Origin of the sequence: Pseudomonas sp. 18.1.10, assembly GCF_024655625.1 — a bacterium.
In the GTDB taxonomy this organism is placed as follows: Bacteria; Pseudomonadota; Gammaproteobacteria; order Pseudomonadales; family Pseudomonadaceae; genus Aquipseudomonas.
In genome coordinates this window covers 1-18,084 of sequence record NZ_JANLGL010000123.1, presented here as the reverse complement: position 1 = coordinate 18,084, position 18,084 = coordinate 1, and the positions used below count along the sequence as shown (strand labels likewise).

12 protein-coding genes are annotated in these 18,084 nt (G+C 61.3%); 3 read left to right on the top strand and 9 right to left on the bottom strand.

From position 1 onward, the window contains the following. Positions 1–87: 87 nt before the first annotated feature. Entirely contained in the window at positions 88–564 is a 477-nt protein-coding gene (locus tag NUV89_RS19495; protein WP_017739034.1) for an acyl-CoA thioesterase, read from the bottom strand. 291 nt (positions 565–855) lie between these two features. Between NUV89_RS19495 and NUV89_RS19490 the strand changes: the two genes are divergently transcribed. After that, positions 856–2,619 (top strand): cation:proton antiporter, encoded by a 1,764-nt coding sequence (locus NUV89_RS19490; protein ID WP_124526986.1) that lies wholly within the window; start codon positions 856–858, stop codon positions 2,617–2,619. A gap of 62 nt (positions 2,620–2,681) precedes the next feature. Here NUV89_RS19490 and NUV89_RS19485 read toward each other — a convergent pair whose 3' ends face one another. The 8 genes from NUV89_RS19485 to uvrD all read right to left on the bottom strand — a co-directional run bounded on the left by NUV89_RS19485 (position 2,682) and on the right by uvrD (position 13,858). Next, entirely contained in the window at positions 2,682–3,089 is a 408-nt protein-coding gene (locus tag NUV89_RS19485; RefSeq protein WP_017739032.1) for an SMI1/KNR4 family protein, read from the bottom strand. 119 nt (positions 3,090–3,208) lie between these two features. Further along, entirely contained in the window at positions 3,209–4,666 is a 1,458-nt protein-coding gene (locus NUV89_RS19480) for a surface lipoprotein assembly modifier (RefSeq protein ID WP_257782580.1), read from the bottom strand. 134 nt (positions 4,667–4,800) lie between these two features. Continuing rightward, positions 4,801–5,562, bottom strand: coding sequence for a Slam-dependent surface lipoprotein (locus NUV89_RS19475; protein WP_257782579.1), 762 nt, complete (start codon positions 5,560–5,562; stop codon positions 4,801–4,803). A gap of 88 nt (positions 5,563–5,650) precedes the next feature. Next, entirely contained in the window at positions 5,651–8,764 is a 3,114-nt protein-coding gene (locus tag NUV89_RS19470; RefSeq protein WP_257782578.1) for a TonB-dependent receptor domain-containing protein, read from the bottom strand. A gap of 144 nt (positions 8,765–8,908) precedes the next feature. Continuing rightward, positions 8,909–9,883 (bottom strand): FecR domain-containing protein, encoded by a 975-nt coding sequence (locus NUV89_RS19465; RefSeq protein ID WP_257782577.1) that lies wholly within the window; start codon positions 9,881–9,883, stop codon positions 8,909–8,911. Positions 9,884–9,926: 43 nt separating this feature from the next. Beyond that, positions 9,927–10,424: an RNA polymerase sigma factor gene (locus NUV89_RS19460; RefSeq protein WP_124526981.1), complete on the bottom strand. Its 498-nt coding sequence runs from the start codon at positions 10,422–10,424 to the stop codon at positions 9,927–9,929. A gap of 174 nt (positions 10,425–10,598) precedes the next feature. Next, the gene (locus NUV89_RS19455) at positions 10,599–11,471 is read right to left on the bottom strand and encodes a Tim44 domain-containing protein (RefSeq protein WP_257782576.1); all 873 of its coding nucleotides are present in this window, start codon (positions 11,469–11,471) and stop codon (positions 10,599–10,601) included. Between the two features lie 203 nt (positions 11,472–11,674). Next, the gene (uvrD, locus tag NUV89_RS19450) at positions 11,675–13,858 is read right to left on the bottom strand and encodes a DNA helicase II (protein WP_257782575.1); all 2,184 of its coding nucleotides are present in this window, start codon (positions 13,856–13,858) and stop codon (positions 11,675–11,677) included. A gap of 246 nt (positions 13,859–14,104) precedes the next feature. Here uvrD and NUV89_RS19445 point away from each other — a divergent pair, with 246 nt between their 5' ends. Both NUV89_RS19445 and hexR read left to right on the top strand, forming a co-directional pair. After that, entirely contained in the window at positions 14,105–16,978 is a 2,874-nt protein-coding gene (locus tag NUV89_RS19445) for an EAL domain-containing protein (protein WP_257782574.1), read from the top strand. 162 nt (positions 16,979–17,140) lie between these two features. Continuing rightward, complete coding sequence (hexR, locus tag NUV89_RS19440; protein WP_017739023.1) at positions 17,141–18,007, top strand: transcriptional regulator HexR; 867 nt, start codon at positions 17,141–17,143, stop codon at positions 18,005–18,007. Positions 18,008–18,084: the final 77 nt, after the last annotated feature.

Here is an 18,084-nt window from a genome sequence, read left to right as displayed (position 1 = left end):
TCAGAGATGTTCCAACTGAACCACCGCTTTCGCGAGCAAGCCCGCTCCCACATTTGACCCGGTTTACACCTTGGGATTGTCAGCGCCTCAGCCCTTGATTTCCTGATACCGCTTTTCCAGCTCCTGGCGGATCTGGCGGCGCTGTTGCGCCTGCACAAAGCGGCGCTTGTCTTCGCTGTTGTGCGGCTGCAACGGCGGCACGGCGGCCGGCTTGCGTTGGTCGTCCACGGCGACCATGGTGAAGAAGCAGCTGTTGGTGTGACGCACCGAGCGCTCGCGGATGTTTTCGGTGACTACCTTGATCCCCACCTCCATCGAGGTGTTGCCGGTGTAGTTGACCGAGGCGAGGAAGGTCACCAGCTCACCGACATGGATCGGCTCGCGAAAAATCACTTGGTCTACGGACAAGGTCACTACGTAGCGGCCGGCATAACGGCTCGCACAGGCGTAGGCCACTTCGTCGAGGTACTTGAGCAGGGTGCCGCCGTGGACGTTGCCAGAGAAGTTGGCCATATCAGGGGTCATCAGCACCGTCATCGACAGTTGGGCGTTTCCGGGTTCCATAGCACACTCACGGGTTGTAGGCATTGGTTGGGGGGCACCTCTGCGGGTGCTGGAATCTTTGCAGCGCCATCCATAACGGGACGCAGGTGGGCGGCTTGCCGTCACGCCTGGGCCGATCTGTTTCCATATATTGCACCGGCTTTCTGCCGGAAGTCGCGGTGTTAACCTGCAAAAGCCCGTCTCAGGGCATTTCTTACGATTTAGGCAGACTTTTCCTTCCGCACTTTGCGACTTTCCAAAGGCGCGCATGGAAGTGGGAAAAGCGCCGGTACCTTCAAGGAGCCCCTCGCCATGCACGCCATCAGCTTTATCCAGGACCTGGCCGTGATCATGCTGGTTGCAGGGGTGGTCACCATCCTGTTTCACCGCCTCAAGCAGCCGGTGGTGCTGGGCTACATCGTCGCCGGCTTTATCATCGGCCCCCACACCCCGCCGTTCGGCCTGATCCACGACGAAGACACCATCAAGACCCTCGCCGAGCTGGGGGTGATCTTCCTGATGTTCTGCCTGGGCCTGGAGTTCAGCCTGCGCAAACTGTTCAAGGTCGGCGCCACGGCGTTTATCGCGGCGTTCCTGGAGATCATCCTGATGATCTGGATCGGCTACGAGATCGGCCAGTGGTTCGACTGGAACACCATGGACTCGCTGTTCCTCGGCGCGATCCTGGCAATCTCCTCCACCACCATCATCGTCAAGGCGCTCAACGACCTGAAGATGAAAAACCAGCGCTTCGCCCAATTGATTTTCGGCGTGCTGATCGTCGAAGACATCCTCGGCATCGGCATCATCGCCTTGCTGTCGAGCATCGCCGTCAGTGGCACGGTCAGCTCCGGCGAGGTGTTTTCCACGGTCGGCAAGCTCTCGCTGTTCATGATCGTCGCGCTGGTCATCGGCATCTTGCTGGTGCCGCGTCTGTTGGCCTACGTGGCCAAGTTCGAAAGCAACGAGATGCTGCTGATTACCGTGCTGGGCCTGTGTTTCGGCTTCTGCCTGCTGGTGGTCAAGCTGGAATACAGCATGGTGCTGGGCGCGTTCCTGATTGGCGCGATCATGGCCGAATCCCGCCAGTTGATTAAGATCGAGCGCTTGATCGAGCCGGTTCGCGACATGTTCAGTGCGATCTTCTTTGTGGCAATCGGCTTGATGATCGACCCGCAGATCCTCCTGCAATACGCCTGGCCGATTGCGGTGATTACCGTGGCGGTGGTGCTGGGCAAGATGTTGTCCTGCGGCCTGGGCGCATTTATCGCCGGCAATGACGGCCGCACCTCACTGCGGGTAGGCATGGGGCTGTCACAGATTGGTGAGTTTTCCTTCATCATCGCGGCGCTGGGGATGACGCTGCAGGTGACCAGTGACTTCCTGTATCCGGTGGCAGTGGCCGTTTCGGCGATCACCACGTTGCTCACGCCCTACCTGATTCGCGGCGCCGACCCGTTGTCGTTGAAGATCGCGGCGGTGATGCCCAAGCGCATGAGCCGGGTGTTTGGCATGTACGGCGAATGGCTGCGCAGCATTCAGCCTCAAGGTGAGGGCGCGATGCTGGCGTCGATGATCCGCAAGATCATCCTGCAAGTGGGGGTGAATTTGGCGCTGGTGGTGGCGATCTTCTTTACCGGCAGCTTTTTTGCAAAGCGCATCGGCGGTTACCTGGAAGGCTGGATCAGTGACCCAAGCTGGCAGAAGGCGTTGATCTGGGGCGGGGCGTTGCTGTTGTCGCTGCCGTTCTTGATTGCGGCGTATCGCAAGCTCAAGGCGCTGTCGATGTTGCTGGCGGAGATGAGCGTGAAACCGGAAATGGCCGGGCGCCATACCCAGCGCGTGCGGCGGGTGATCGCGGAGCTGATCCCGATCCTGTCGCTGCTGGTGATCTTCCTGCTATTGGCAGCCTTGTCGGCCAGTATTCTGCCGACCAACAAGTTGCTGGTGCTGATTGCCGTGGTCACGGCGGCGGTGGCGGCCGTGCTCTGGCGCTGGTTCATCCGCGTGCATACGCGGATGCAGGTCGCCTTGCTGGAGACGCTGGATAACCATAAGGATACGGCGGAACACTGATTGAGGGGGCTGCTTTGCAGCCCGGCGGGAGCAAGCTCCCTCGCCACAACAGCACACAGGGCTCAGCTTTCCAGCCAGACGTCCCGCGCCCAGTGCCACACCGATTCCCAGGTTTCTTCGGTGACCAGCTCTTCTTCGCCGGACCACAGCACCACGGTGCCGTCTTCTTCGACGCAGTAGTAGTCGTCGCCGTCCTGGCAGATCGGGATCATGCTGCGATCAACGCCGGCATCCCAGGCGTTGGCGGCCACGTCCGGCAGGTAGGTGTGGGACTGCGGGTCGGTGACGGTCACCGGTTCCAGGCTGCCGTAGACCACGTCGCTGACGGTCAGCAGGAACTCACGGAAGACAAACGGGATGTCGATGAACAGCTGTTCTTCGATTTCCACCAGTTGGTCTTCGTCAGGCAATTCCAGGGGAACCGGGACCGGTTCGTTGGCTTCACGCAATTGTTCGATGATTTCTTCCACGGCCGGGATCCTCTTGCTGATGGCGCGGTTTATAGGGGCGTTTTATACAGTAGCTCGCTATAAGTGCAACCGTGAAATAGATATCTCAGCGCGAGCACAATCCCTGTGACAGCGGCGGACTAGAACTGTTTCTCCAGTTTTAGGCTGATGCTGTTTTTGTCGTAGGAATAAATCCAGTCGATATTGCTCTGCACCTTGTTGTATTTGACCGTAAGGCTGGGCACCACGTCGTACACCGCCAGCCGTGGCGCACGCAGGATGAAGGTGTAGCCTTGCTCGTCCTCATTGCGTCGGCCATCGACGATCGCGCTGTAGGCATCGTATTGGCGCTTGCGGTACGAGGCGAACAGCACGGCGCTCACGCCGATGTCGAAGTCCTTGGCGACGCCCAGACGCACGCCCTTTTGCAGGTACGCCGCGACGCGGTCGCGGGCGTTGCGCTCGGTAATGTCGACGCCGCCGAACAGCGTCCACTGCCGGGGCAATACTTGCCACAGGGTGGCGTAGACCGAGCTGATACCGCCGTCGAGGTTGCTGTTGATCTGGTGTTTGTACGTCATGTCCTTGTACTCGCCTTCGAGCTTGAACATGCGCGTGGCCGACAGCGTGTGAATCCACTCGCCGCGCAGGCCCCAGGCGCTGTACATGGCGTTGTCGCCTATGGTGTTGAACTCGTACGACGGCCCGAAGGCGTACTGGTTGCGCGCGTCGTGGTAGCTGTAGCCGGCGTTGTTGATCACCGTGGCTTCGTTGTACTTGCTCTCTTTTTCGTACGCTTGGCCGTACAACAGCGAACGCACGAACAGCCCGTGATGGCCGCTGATGGCGATGCGTTTGTTGAGCGTCGCTTCGTAATCCTGGCCGTGGGCCGACACGGCCTTGGGCAGGGATTGCTTGACCACGTAGGTTTCTTCAGCGGTTTGGTAGCGGTAAGTCACGCTGCCTTCAGACGACTGGTTGAGGTTGTCGCTCCAGGTCGGGCCGATGGCGAACGAGCCTTGCCAGTCTTCGCGATGGTCGAGGGCCTGGATAAAACTGTCGACGGTCTTGCCCAGGCCCATGGCTTGGGCGTCTGACGGGCTGAGGCTGCTGCTGATCTGTGCGAAGACGTGTTTCGAGTCGCGGTCCTTGCGGTTCTCGAACTGCACCCGCGCCAGTTCCAGGCGACCGGGCAGGAAGTCGGGCTGGATGGCCAGCAGGTCCTGGTAATAACGTTCGGCGCTGTCCAGGTCGCCATCGGCACGGGCCAGGCCGCCGTTGGCGTAGGCGGTGAGCATCGGGTCGTGGCCGGGCAGGGCGGTGTAGCGCTTGAGGTAGTCGCGGGCGTTCGGCCATTGCTGGCGCTGAACACTCAGGTACACCGCGCGGCCCAGCTCGTCGAGGTTGTTGCCGACGCTGTAGACCTGGCCGTCGATGGTCAACGACGGCGCGGCGCCGTCACTGGGCAATTCGTCCTTGAGCAACTCGCGCTCTTGCTTGTTGGCGCGGTACTCGATGCTCTGGTTCAGGCGCAGGCTGGTGTCCTGGTCGGCGGCAAACACCGTCGGGGCCGTGAACAGCAGCAGGGAAAGGGGCAAAACATGCAACGTGAGGGATCGCTTGCAGTAGGGCTGGGGCATTACCGGGCTCTCGGGATCGCTTCAAAACGCCAAAAGCAAGTGCCCGACCGGCGGGCACTTGCTTCGTGGTGCTACGTCAGTTCAAGCCGCGGTTACTTGGCTACGCCACCGAAAGCGGTGTCGTAGTCGCGGTTGGTGAACTTGGCGATACCGGCCAGCGACGCGGTAGAGCCTGCGCCGAAGAAGCTGCCTTGGGTGGTACCGGCTGCCAGCACGGCGCTGGTGGTCGGGTTCTGGGCAATGGCGCTGCCGCTGAAGCCGGCAGTGGCGGTGTTGATGTTGGCCGAAATGCCGACTTTCAGCGCAGCGTTGGTCAGCGAACCGGTCAACGTTGGCGAGGCGGTGCCGAAGGTGGCGGTCAGGTCGCCGGACAGCAGGTTGGCCCCGGAGTAGTTGTTGATGCCCTGTACCGCGTAGGTCACGCTGGTGGTTGGCAGCACGCGGCCAGTGGTGTCGCCGGAGTAGTACACGACGCGAGTCGGATCGTTGTTGGTGCCGTTCTGCGACCACTCGCCGTAGTACACCTGCTGGCTGGCGACTTGTTTGAAGTCGAAGTTGCCCAGTGCAGAGTGGGAGGCAGGCATCATCGCCGGGGTAATGGTGGTGACGCCGTTGGCGTCGGCGGGAACCATGCCTTTAAGGCCGGCGAACGTCACTTTTGCACCGTTGTAGAAGGCTTTTACGCCCACGGCAGGTTGGCCTGCTGCGCCCGGGTGATTGGTAGTGCCGGTGCCGCTGGAACCATCGACAACGATAGTGCCGTCGTAACTTTGGCCGGAAGAAGTATCGGCTTGAGCAACGCCAGCCAAACCAAGAAGAGCCACTGCCAGTACGGTGTAGTTAAAAGTTTTCATTTCATGTTCCATTGAGTGAAGTTAATTAAGTCAACACGTAGAGCATTTGCCAATTTCTTCTTTAGCCTCCCATGGTGCACCTCATAAGTTAGAACGTAGTGGTAAAGCCGAGTTTTAATGTGCGCCCCGGCGCGGGCATGGCCGAGCGTGTCAGCGGGTCGACGTAATAGAGATTGGTCAAGTTAGTGCCGGTCAGTTCGATTGAAGCGTCATCGGTCAACTTGTAATTGATGTAGGCGTCATACGTGACGATCTTGTCCCATGACATCGGCGTGTTGATGTAGTAACTGACCATGGGGCTGTTTGGGTAATTCTTATTAAACTTGTTTTCGTGTTGACGGTAATAAATGGCGCGCCCGCCCACTTCCAACTTACGGTTGAAGAACCGACCGCCGAGCCCGAGGTTGGCCGACCATTCGGGTTGCGCCATGCTCACCAGATAACCGCCGACGAAGCCGTCATCCACGCAATTTGGCGTACTGCCATCAGGGGTAATCGCGATTGCCGATTTCTCATCGCACACCCGGTTCTTCAGGACGTGGGCGATGCTCAGGTCGGTGAAGAAGCGCCCCGTGTCATAACGCCCCTGGAACTCAAGGCCGGAGGTTGTCTGCTTGTCCACGTTGCTGAACATCAGGTCCGGGCTGCGTTCAATCACGTTTTTGGTGGTGTTGTGGTAGTAGGTCAGCTTGACGTCGGCGCGTTCACTGCCGCCCCACCCAGCCAGGTTATGGATATACGCGGCTTCGTAGTTATAGGCGTGTTCCGGCTCAAGCCCCCAGGGGTTGATCGAGGACGAGAAGCCCAATGTGCTTTCAAACATGCTGGGGTAGCGGATGGCCTCGCTGTAGCGGATGTAAACCCGACCGTTTTCGGAGGTGTAGAACGTCCCGGACAGTGTCGGCGCCCAAGCGCTGTCTTTCTGATGTTTGGCACTCACGTCTTTCTGGTAGCCGATGCCGGTATCGCTTACGCCGCACGACACCACATTCTGCCCCGCGTTGGCCGCCAGGATGCACGGGTCGTTATAGCGGGCGAGGCGACCTTTATCATCCGCGTTCCACACGGCGCGAAGTTGGGTGTCTTCAATTCGCGGCGTTTCTGCCTGCAACTGGTTTACATCAATGATGCGGAATTCCGGTGGGATTCCGAACAGGTCAAATACGGCGTTGAGGTCGGCAACTTTCTTGTCAACGGCGGCGTTCCATTCGGCGTCGGTCAATGTCTTGCGGGTGGTGTAATCCACGCGATAGGCCGTATTGACCCATTGTGTGGTGGCGCCGCTTTTGTCCTGGGTCTCTTTCAAGTAGTCATCAAACGCCCAATACGATGAATAGCGCGCGCCTGCGGTGAACTTGGCGAAACTTACCGGTCGCCATTCGAAGTTGAAGTTGTACTCCTTTTCTTCACGGCGTCCCGCGCGCGGGTTCATGCGCAACGTGTCGAAGATGGCCGCGTCGTAATAATTGTCCTTTGAACTCAACTTCTCATGCTGGTAACTGGCGCCGAAGGTCAGGTCCAAGCTGTCGATCAACTTGAGTTTGTTGCTGACGGTCACACCGGCCCGGTTGTGTTGGGCGTTGGCCACGGCGGTGTTTCTGAAGATCGGGTCGGCGGCGCTGGTGGCGTTGGGCACGCCGCCACTTGAGTAGGTGTCGCTTTGGGTATTGGTGGCCCAGAGGTTGGAATAGAAATCCACCCACGGGTTGCCCTCGGGCTTGAGGTTGTATTCCAGGTTGTAGGCTTTGCTCTGCACATGGCTCAGGGGCCACTGCGGTACGCCGCTGGATTCGGCGTCGTATTGGTCGCCGGGGCGGAAGAACGAAATGCGTGACGGCAGGATTTCGCCATACAGCGAATCCGTGTCGCGGTAGCCGAACTCCAGGGATTGGTCATCGTCGATCTTCAGCTTGGCCTTGGCCAGCCAGGATTCCATCTTGCTGGAGGTGTTGGGCACCTCATCCCCCGGCTTATAGATGTTGGCCAGGTTAGGGATGTAGTCGAACTGGCCGTTGACCTGTTCGCCCGTGGCGTAGAACCCGCTCTTGTTCTTGCCCGCGTAGTGGTTGCCTTTTTCGCGATAGGCGTAGGCGGCGAGCAGCTCGAATTTTTCCTGGCGGGTGCCGAGGGCCAGGCGGTAGGCCGTGTCGCCGCCGTTGATGAGGCTGTTGTCGCGGCTGGTGCGCGGTTGTTTGTACAGCGATGGGTCGTAGTAGGACGAAATCGGGATGTACTGGTAGTCGGCGGGCGGGCTTTGGCCAGTCATCAAGTGCGGCAGCTTGGGCGACACCGAGTTGTTGCTGCCTTCCATCTTCAGCTCGCCGCCGAATGCCTGGCCGTCCTTGAGGATGTCATCCACGTTCAGGGTGTTGGCAACCACCGCGCCACCCACGCCGCTGTAGACGTTGCGCTCCAGGTTCGGCCCCTTGAGTACCTTGATGCTGCCGATCAGGTTGGGGTCGATGTAGTTGCGATTGTTGGCGCCCATGTAGCCGCGATACACCGTCAGCGCCTGTTCGGTGCCGTCGATGGTCAGCGGCACGCGGCCGGGGCCCTGGATGCCGCGCACGTTGGGGTCGAGCGCGCCGCTGTTGCGGCCGTCACCGCTGTAGACGTTGAGCATGCCCTTGAACATGTCGGCGGGGGCGGCGCCTTTGTAGCGTTCGATCTGCTCCTTGCCGGAATACACCGAGGACACGTCCAGATCGTAGATGTCGTTGTAGCCCTTTTCGTCGCGGGACTCTTTGCCGTCCAGGCCATGCACGTAGATCGGGTGCAGGTCGCCTTGCTGGATGCCGCTCATGCCCGGCGCGGGTTGCACCTGGATGATCGGCCGCTCGGGCTGGTTGCCCAGGCTGTAGGTCAGCGCCTGGTTGGCGAGCAGTTGTTGCAGCGCGGCTTCCAGGGACAGCCGGCCCTTGACCGGGTTGCCGTAGGTGCCAGTGAGGTCATTGCTGCCCAGGTAGACTTCGACACCCGCCTGCCGCGCCAGCAGCACCAGGCCTTCGTCCAGCGACAGGGCGGGTACGTCGAAGTCGTGGTAGCCACCTTGGGGTTGCACCTGTGCAGCGCTGTTGGCCGGGCGGGTTTGCACCGGGTTGATGGCGGCGGCGTCGGCGGCCAGCGCGAACACGGCGAGCTGGATGCCCAGGCTCAGTCGCGTGCGATGTGCTGCCTTGCGCTTCTTGTTGTTCTGTTGCATCTGCAAAACCGGCCTCACTAAAGCAAATAAGAGTTATTCACATGTAGTAGAAACGCAGCAGCAGCGAAAACGCGATAGATCGTTATGATCTATGTATCGTGTTTTATATATTCATGATGTCAATAGGCCCGCAAACGGGGCCTTTCAGTAGATCAGCGTCAGCCCAGGCAGGTCGAGAATGCGCCCGTGGGCTTGCTGTGCAAGGTGTTTGAGGGCGTCGTCGAGATTGTCCAAACGCATCACCGCGCTGATGCGCATGGCGCGCAATGTGTCGCCTTTGACCACGACCAGCCCCGGCCGGTAGCGATTGATGCGCGCCACCGCGTCGCCCAGCGGTTCGCGTTGGAACACCAGGCGACCTTCCTGCCAACTGGCCAGTTCATCCGGGCGCGTGGTGAGCGGCAGCAAACCGGCCTTGGGACTGAAGCGCAGGCTGTTGCCTTGCTCCAGCAGGGCGGAGCCGGCGACGTCATCGCGTTGGGCGGGCGTCAGGTTGACCTCGACCTTGTGCTGCAAAACCCCGACCCAGCCTTCGCGATCCTGGCCGACACCCACAAGGTAGCGCGTACCGCGTGCGGTGATATCGGCGCCGGGGGCGCGCACGGTAAAGGGGCGGCGCTCCTGATCATTGATCGGTGATGGAGTGAACACCGCTTCGCCCTGGCTCAGGCTGACCAGACGGGTTTGCTCGTCATAGCTGACGTTCAGGATGCTGTGGCTGCCCAGTTCAACCTGGCTGCCATCTGCCAGCGTAATGTGGCGAACCTCGCCAAAACCGGTGTGATAGTCGCTGTTCAGTGCTTGCAGCCAGAAGGGCGGCGCGAGCAGCATCCAGCAGCCCAGGGCGGCGGCACCGAGGGCGCTGGTGCAGGTGTTGCGGGTCCAGAGCGTGCGCGGCGGGCGTTGCGGTTTTACATAGCCGGGGTGGCGTTTGAGCGAGGCGGTGGCGCGCCAGGCACGGTCAGCCCGGCCGGCAGCGGCGGCATGTCTGGGGTCGGCTTCCTGCCAACGCTGAAAAGCTTCTAGCTCACGCGCCGACAGCTGGCCTTGTCGATGACGCATCACCCAATCGGCAGCTTTGCGCTCCAACGGGTCGGTCGTTTGTGGGGGAGCATTCACGGTTCTGACTGTTTACCTTCTTGCTTTTCAAGATACCCAAGGCTTAGCCCTCTTGGTCTGGATCAAGCGCCTTGCCAATCTTGGCCAGCGCCATCGCCATGTGTTTTTGTACAGAGCTTGTGGATATCCGTAAATAGCGGGCGGTCTCTTTGTGCGTCATGCCCTCCACCCGGCACAGCATGAAAATGTCGCGGGTGCGCTCGGGCATGCGTTCCAGCAGGCTTTCCAATTGCTCCAGGGCCAGGGCGTCTAGCGCTTGCTCTTCCGGGCCGCTGGCTTCGTCCACCAGGGTGTCGAAATAGGCGGCAGCGTCGCTGTCGAAGCGCTTTTCACCGTAGCGTCGATGGTGATCGATCATGAGGTTGTGCGCGACGCGAAACAGGTACGACGGCGCGCACAGGATGCGTTCCATGTTCTCCAGCTGGGCGATGCGCAGGAACGTGTCCTGCACCAGGTCCGAGGCCAGGCTGGGGGTGCATTTCTTCCGCAACAGGTAACGATGCAGGGCGGATGCATGTTGATTGAAGAGTTTTTCCAGCACGGCGGCACGTTCCTATGCTCGGGCAGAACCGGGAGAGGGCACGAGTATAGTGAGAATGTTTCTCATTAATCCAGTAAAAACAACAAAGCATTTTCGACCGGCAAAAAAAGACCCCGGCGGTGTATTTCACTACACCGCCGGGGTCGTTTACTGCGCGCTCAAGGCGCCAGGTGATCAGCCGTTCTGGCGGATACCGGCCACCAGCCAAGGCTGGTTTTCGCCTTGTGGGCGTTCCATGTTCCAGCTTTCGCTGAACACTTCGCCTTGGTCAAAGCGCGAGTTTTTCGACACGCCGCTGAAGGTCAGGGTGGCGATGGTCTTGTCGGCGCGGTCATCCACACCTTCAAGCTGTACGCGCAGGTCGTCGATGTAGGTCGACTGGAACGCGTCGCCCAGCTCAGCGCGTTCGCGCTTGAGGAACTCCAGCAGTTGCGGGGTCACGAACTCGGCGATCTTGTCCATTTCGTTGGCGTCCCAGTGTTGCTGCAGGGACTGGAAGTGGCTGCGGGCCGCTTCGACGAAACGCTCTTCGTTGAACCACGCCGGTGCGTTGATGACCGGGCGGGCAGCAGCAGGGGCTGCGGAACCACCGAAGATCGAACCCATGGCTGGCTTTTGCTCGAACACTTCACGCTGCATCGGCGCGCCGGCTGGAGCCATGTGCTCCTGCTGCTTGCGGCGACGGGCGGCGATAAAGCGGAAGATCACAAAGGCGATGACCGCGAGGATCAGCATGTCGAAGATCTGCATGCCCTGGAAGCCGCCGCCCATGAACATGGAAGCGAGCAGGCCACCGGCCGCGATGCCGGCCAGAGGGCCCAACCAGCGCGAAGCACCGCCGGCCTTGGCAGCAGCGCCAGCAGCACCGGCCGCGCCTGCGGTAGCCGCTGCACCGCCCATGCCGCCAGCGGATGGAGCCATCTGGCTGGTTTGGTGAGTCGGTGCTGCGCCCGAACTTTTGCCGCCACCGAAGCGCTTGGCGTTGGCGTCGAGGCTCATCGTCAGGCCGATGCACAACGCCATGGCGATGCTAAGAAAACGTTTCATAAAGGGAATTCCCATTTGTGGATTGCACGCGCGCCATGTTGCACAGGTGTCGTGACAGTGGCTAGCGACATAATGTTTCGGGCTTTTGCGTAAGACGAAATCTGAATGGTCTGTAGGACGTATTACAGATATTGGCCCGCATCGCTGAAAAACAAGAGCAGCGCGGCCGATCGTTCCCACGCGGAGCGTGGGAACGATCAGGGTCAGATGGCTTCGAGCTTCGCGTAACCCATCATCAGCCACTTGCTGCCTTCGGCGAAGTTCACCTGCACCCGTGCCTGGGCGCCGGCGCCTTCGAAGTTGAGGATCATGCCTTCGCCGAACACCGAATGCCTGACCTGCTGGCCGAGGCTGAACTGGGTTTCCGGAATTTCGGAGCCGGCAAACAGGCTGCTGGCGCTCTGCTGCTGGCCGCCGCCGAACGGGCGGCTGACGCTGTTGGACAGGCGCACTTCCTGAATCAGCCCCTTCGGCACTTCACGTACGAAGCGCGACACCTTGTTGTAGGTCTCGCTGCCGTACAGGCGTCGGGTCTCGGCGTAGGTCATCACCAGGTTCTGCATCGCCCGGGTAATGCCCACGTAGGCCAGGCGGCGTTCTTCCTCAAGGCGGCCAGGTTCTTCCAGGCTCATCTTGTGGGGGAACAGGCCTTCTTCCATGCCCACCAGGAACACATACGGGAATTCCAGGCCCTTGGCGCTGTGCAAGGTCATCAGCTGGATGCTGTCTTCATGCTCGTCGGCCTGGGTATCACCGGCTTCCAGGGAGGCATGGCCGAGGAAGGCGGCGAGCGGGGTCAGCTCCTCTTCGTTCTCGGTGTTTTCGAACGCGCGGGCGGCGCTGACCAGTTCCTCAAGGTTTTCTACCCGAGCCTGGCCTTTCTCGCCTTTTTCCGCTTCGTGGTAGGCAATCAGCCCGGACTGCTCGATCACCGTCTGCGTCATTAAATGCAGGGGCATTTCCGCACACTTGGCGGCGAGGTTCTCGATCAGCTCGACAAATACCCCCAACGCCCCGGCCGCGCGGCCGGTCAGGCCTTTATTGGCGATGAGCAAGCGCATGGCTTCCCACATCGACACATCGGCATGGCGCGCGTGATCGCGAATCGCCTCGACGGTTTTTTCGCCGATGCCACGGGCCGGGATGTTAATCACCCGCTCCAGCGCCGCATCGTTGCCGCGACCTTCCAGCAAACGCAGGTAGGCCATGGCGTTCTTGATTTCGGCGCGCTCGAAGAAGCGCTGGCCGCCATAGATGCGGTACGGGATGCGTTCGCGCAGCAAGGCTTCTTCCAACACCCGCGACTGGGCGTTGGAGCGGTACAGAATCGCGATATCGCTGCGCGCGAGGCCGGTCTTCAGCGCGCTTTCGATGGTTTCCACCACGTAGCGCGCTTCATCGTGCTCGTTGAACGCGGCGTACAGGTTGATCGCCTCGCCTTCGCCGCCGTCGGTCCACAGCTCTTTGCCCAGGCGCCCGGTGTTGTTGGCGATCAAGGCGTTGGCGGCCTTGAGGATACCGGCGGTGGAGCGGTAGTTCTGCTCCAGGCGAATGGTGATCGCGTCCGGGAAGTCTTCGGAATACTGGTAGATGTTCTCGATTTTCGCGCCACGCCAGCCGTAGATCGACTGGTCGTCATCGCCCACCACCATCAGGCTGTCGCCGCCCTTGGCCAGCAGGCGCAACCAGGCGTATTGCACGGCGTTGGTGTCCTGGAACTCGTCCACCAGGATATGCCGGAAGCGCTTCTGGTAATGGGCCAACAGGCCCGGGTTGTCGCGCCACAGGTCGAGGGCGCGCAGCAGCAGCTCGGAGAAGTCGATGACCCCGGCGCGTGCGCAGGCCGCTTCGTACGCTTCATAAATGCTGCGCATGGTGGCCAGGAACAGATCGCCGCTGGCCTGGATATGCTGCGGGCGCAGGCCTTCGTCTTTCTGACCGTTGATAAACCATTGCGCCTGGCGCGCCGGCCAGCGTTGTTCGTCCAGCCCCAGCTCGCGGATCACCCGCTTGACCAAGCGTTGCTGGTCATCGCTGTCGAGGATCTGGAAGGTCTGGGCCAGGCCCGCTTCCTGCCAATGCGCCCGCAACAGGCGGTGCGCCAGGCCGTGGAAGGTACCTACCCACATGCCGGCCGGGCTGATGCCCATCAACTGCTCGATGCGATGGCGCATCTCGGCAGCGGCCTTGTTGGTGAAGGTCACCGACAGGATCGAATGGGGGGACGCGTTTTCGACCTGGATCAACCAGGCGATACGGTGCACCAGCACTCGGGTTTTACCGGAGCCAGCACCGGCCAGGACCAACTGACGGCCAACGGGGGCGGCTACGGCCTGGCGTTGGGCATCGTTGAGGGAGTTCAGCAAAAGGGAGAGATCATCGCGCATCGGCGCATTCTATGGCCCTCGGGGGAGTGGGGCAAACCCCAATGCTGGACGGTCGATAATTCTGTCGGGGCGGATGACCGGTCGGTCAGAGGGTGCAGCCCCCGCACCGCCTTGCCCGAGCTGTCTGGCACCGAGGTTTGCGGGTAAATATCCGCTGGTTTTTATGACGCAGAGCAGTTTGGCCCACGCGCAGGCTTGTGTATGCTCCGTCCACGTTTCGGGCTCACCATTATAAGAACACTGCCTATGACCCTTAGCACCGACCTGCTCAGCCCCTCGGCGGCGCCCGCGCAGGTTATCCGCAAGCACTACGCCACCGAGATGGCGGTCGAACGCACGCGCCTGCTGTATCAGGGCTCGTTGTTGCCCACCTTATTAATGTTGGTCAACGGTTTGGTCTGCGCCTGGCTGCTGTGGAACCCCAAGCAATACCTGCTGGACAGCATCTGGCTGGTCTGGCTGCTGGCGTTGGTGGCGATGCGCGTGATCCAGGTGGCGGCCTTTGATTCGGCCATGCCCAGCCGCCAGGCCCAGCCGGTGTGGCGGCGCATGTTCATGCTCGGCTCGGCGGTCAGCGGCCTGACCCTGGCCACCGCCGCCATCGCCCTGGTGCCGGTGGACAGCTTTATGCAGCAGGCCTGGGTGTTCGGCCTGATCGGCGCCGCGACGCTGTCGGCCAGCGTGGCCTACGCCGTGAGCTTGCCGGCGTTCCTGTCGTTTGCCTTGCCGTGCCTGGTGCCGGCGATCCTCTATCTCTTCTGGAACGGCGCGCCGCAGCAGCAAGGCTGGGGCGTGCTCGGCCTGATCCTGCTGGCGTCCTTGAGCGTGGTGGCGTGGCAGGTCAACCGCCTGATCCAGCGCGGGCTGTTGCGGCGCTTCCAGAACCAGGCGCTGATCGAGCACTTGCAGCAGGCGCAGCAGCGCAGCGAGCAGTTGAATCAAGAGCTGGTGCGCGAAGTCGAGCAACGCCGGCAAATCGAGCAGGAATTGCGCGAAGCCCAGACCGGCCTGCAAGACCGCGTGGCCCAACGCAGCCAGGAACTCGACGCCGCCAGCCTGGCCCTGAACAAAAGCGAAGCGCGCCTGGCCATGGCGCTGCAAGCCAGCGAGTTGGGCCTGTGGGACTGGAACCTGCAAACCGACGAGGTCCACCACACCCAACTCAAGGAGTTGTTCGGCCTGGAGCCCGAGTACGTCACGGCGATGCTCAGCCACCTCAAGCCGCGCCTGCACCCCGACGACCTGCCGCTGCTCAAGCGCGCGTTGGTCGAGCATCTCAAGGGCCGCAGCGAGGACTATCAGGTCGAATACCGCGTGCGTCACGGCGCCGGCCACTGGGTGTGGATCGAAGACCGTGGCCGCGCCGTGGAGCGCGCGCCCAGCGGCCGGGTCACGCGCATGCTCGGCACCCGCCGCGACATCAGCGCGAGCAAAGTCCTGGAAGAACAACAGCGACTCGCGTCGACGGTCTTCGAGGCGGCCAGCGAAGGCATCGTGATTCTCGACCCGGACTACAAGCTGATCGCGGTGAACCAGGCCTTCAGCCGTGTCACCGGTTTTGACATCGATGACATGCTCGGGCGCAACGTCGTCGAACTGCCCAGCAGCCGCGACGCGCGCCGCCACTTCCCGGTGATCCGCCAGGCGTTGCTCAGCCATGGCACCTGGCAGGGCGAACTGGTGGAGACGCGCAAGAACGGCGAGTTGTATCCACAGTGGCTGCAATTGAATGTGGTGCGTGATGTTCGGGGAAAGGTCAGCCATATCGTGGGCTTCTTCGCCGATCTCTCGGCGCGCCGCGAATCCGAAGAGCGCATGCGCTACCTCACCCACTACGACGAGCTGACCGGGCTGGCCAACCGCTCGCTGTTCCGCGAGCGCCTGCGCGAAGCCCATGCGCGGGTGCGCCAGGGCGGGCGCAGTTTGGCGCTGCTGCATATCAACCTCGACCGTTTCAAGCTGCTCAACGACAGCCTGGGGCATGAAGTCGCCGACCAACTGCTGCAGAAAATGGCGCGCCGCTTGATAAATGCCTTGCCTGAGGCGGACACCATTGCGCGGTTGTCCGGCGATGAATTTGCCGTGTTGTTCGACGCCTACGGCAGCCTGTCGAGCCTGGCGCGCGTGGCCACGCGGTTGCTGGCCAAACTGCGCGTGCCGGTGACGGTGGACGGCCATGAGCTGGTGGTCAGCGCCTCAATGGGCGTCAGCCTGCTGCCGGATAATGCGCGGGAAATTTCCGCGCTGGTCAGCCAATCGAACATGGCCATGCAACACGCCAAGCACCTGGGCGGCAACAATTTCCAGTTCTACACCGACAGCCTGCAAGCGAGCACTTTGGAGCGCTTGCAGCTGGAAAACCAACTGCGCAAAGCCATCGAAGATCGCCAACTGACGGTGTTCTACCAACCAAAACTGTGCCTGGCCACCGGCAAGCTCAACGCCGCCGAGGCGCTGGTGCGTTGGGAGCATCCGCAGTGGGGCATGGTGCCGCCGGGCGAGTTTATCGGCCTGGCCGAAGAGACCGGCCTGATCGTGCCGCTGGGCGAGTTTGTGCTGCGCCAGGCCTGCTGGCAGGCGTGTGAATGGCAGCGCCAGGGGCTGGCGCCGATCCGGGTGTCGGTGAACCTGTCGGTGCATCAGTTGCGCCAGGGCAAGTTGGTCAGCCTGGTGCGCCAGGTCCTCGAAGAAACCGGGCTGGACCCGCAATATCTGGAGTTGGAGCTGACGGAGAGCCAGCTGCTCGACAGTGTTGAACACATCATCGCCACCTTCCAGCAGTTGCGCGACCTGGGGGTGAAGCTGGCCATCGACGACTTCGGCACCGGCTATTCGTCCCTCAGCTACCTCAAGCGCATCCCCGTGGATTACGTGAAGATCGACCAGACCTTCATCCGTGGCCTTGGCCAGGGTCGTGAAGACGCGGCAATCACCCGGGCAATCATCGCCATGGCCCATGGCTTGGCGCTGAAAGTGGTGGCCGAAGGCGTGGAAGATCAGCAGCAGTTGGACTTCCTGCGCGGGGAGCGTTGTGACGAAGTGCAGGGCTATCTAATCAGCCGGCCGATGCAGGCAGAAGGGCTGGCAGATTTGTTACGGAAAAATGCAGATTTCCCTTGATGATGGCAGGGCCGCCCCGGTGGCTACAAAGCGCCTGCCCTTTGAATCAGAGGGCAGCAGGGCGATTTAGTGATGCATCAGACGGGCAAAACGACAATTCTTGTAGTATAACTACAAGCTTGCTACATCCCTGGCACCTGCCAATAACAAGAGTCCTGCCCTTTGAACCTGTTGCAACATATCGCCCAGTCGCGCCACCTGTTACGTAAATCGGAACTCAAGGTTGCCGACCACGTGCTGCTTGATCCTGCGGCCGTGATGCACAGCTCCATGGCCGACCTGGCCCACAGCGTGGGCATCAGCGAGCCGACCATCGTGCGCTTCTGCCGCGCCATCGGTTGCTCCGGGTTCCAGGACCTGAAACTCAAGCTGGCCCAAAGCCTGGCCGCCGGCGCGAGCTTCGGGCAGTTTGCGATCCACGAAGACGACTCCGTCGCCGACTACAGCCTGAAAATCTTCGACACCACGCTGCACACCCTGATGGAAGTGCGCGAGAAGCTCGACCCGATCGAGCTGCAAAAAGCCGTGACGGCGATGTCCCAGGCCCAGCGTGTCGAGTTCTATGGGTTTGGCGCTTCGGGTGCGGTGGCTGCCGACGCCCAGCATAAATTCTTCCGACTGTTGCTCACGGCAGCGGCCTACAGCGACCCGCATATGCAGGCGATGTCGGCGGTGACGTTGAAGCCCACCGACGTGGCGATCTGCATTTCCCAGTCCGGGCGTTCCAAAGACCTGCTGATAACCGCCAACCTGGTGCGTGAAAGCGGCGCGACCCTGATTACCCTGTGCCCGAGCCAGACGCCGTTGGCGGAGCTGTCCACCGTCAACCTGGCGATCGATGTGCATGAAGACACCGAGATCTACACGCCGCTGACCTCGCGCATCGCCCACCTGGTGGTGATCGACGTATTGGCGATGGGCGTGGCCATGGCGCGCGGGCCGAGCCTGGTCAACCACCTCAAGAGCGTGAAGCGCAGCTTGCGCAGCCTGCGGTTGTCGCCCAAGTCCGTCAAAGCCCTCGACGACTGATAGAAATGTACGCGGACCAATGTGGGAGCGGGCTTGCTCGCGAAAGCGGTGGGTCAGTCAGAACATCTTTGACTGAC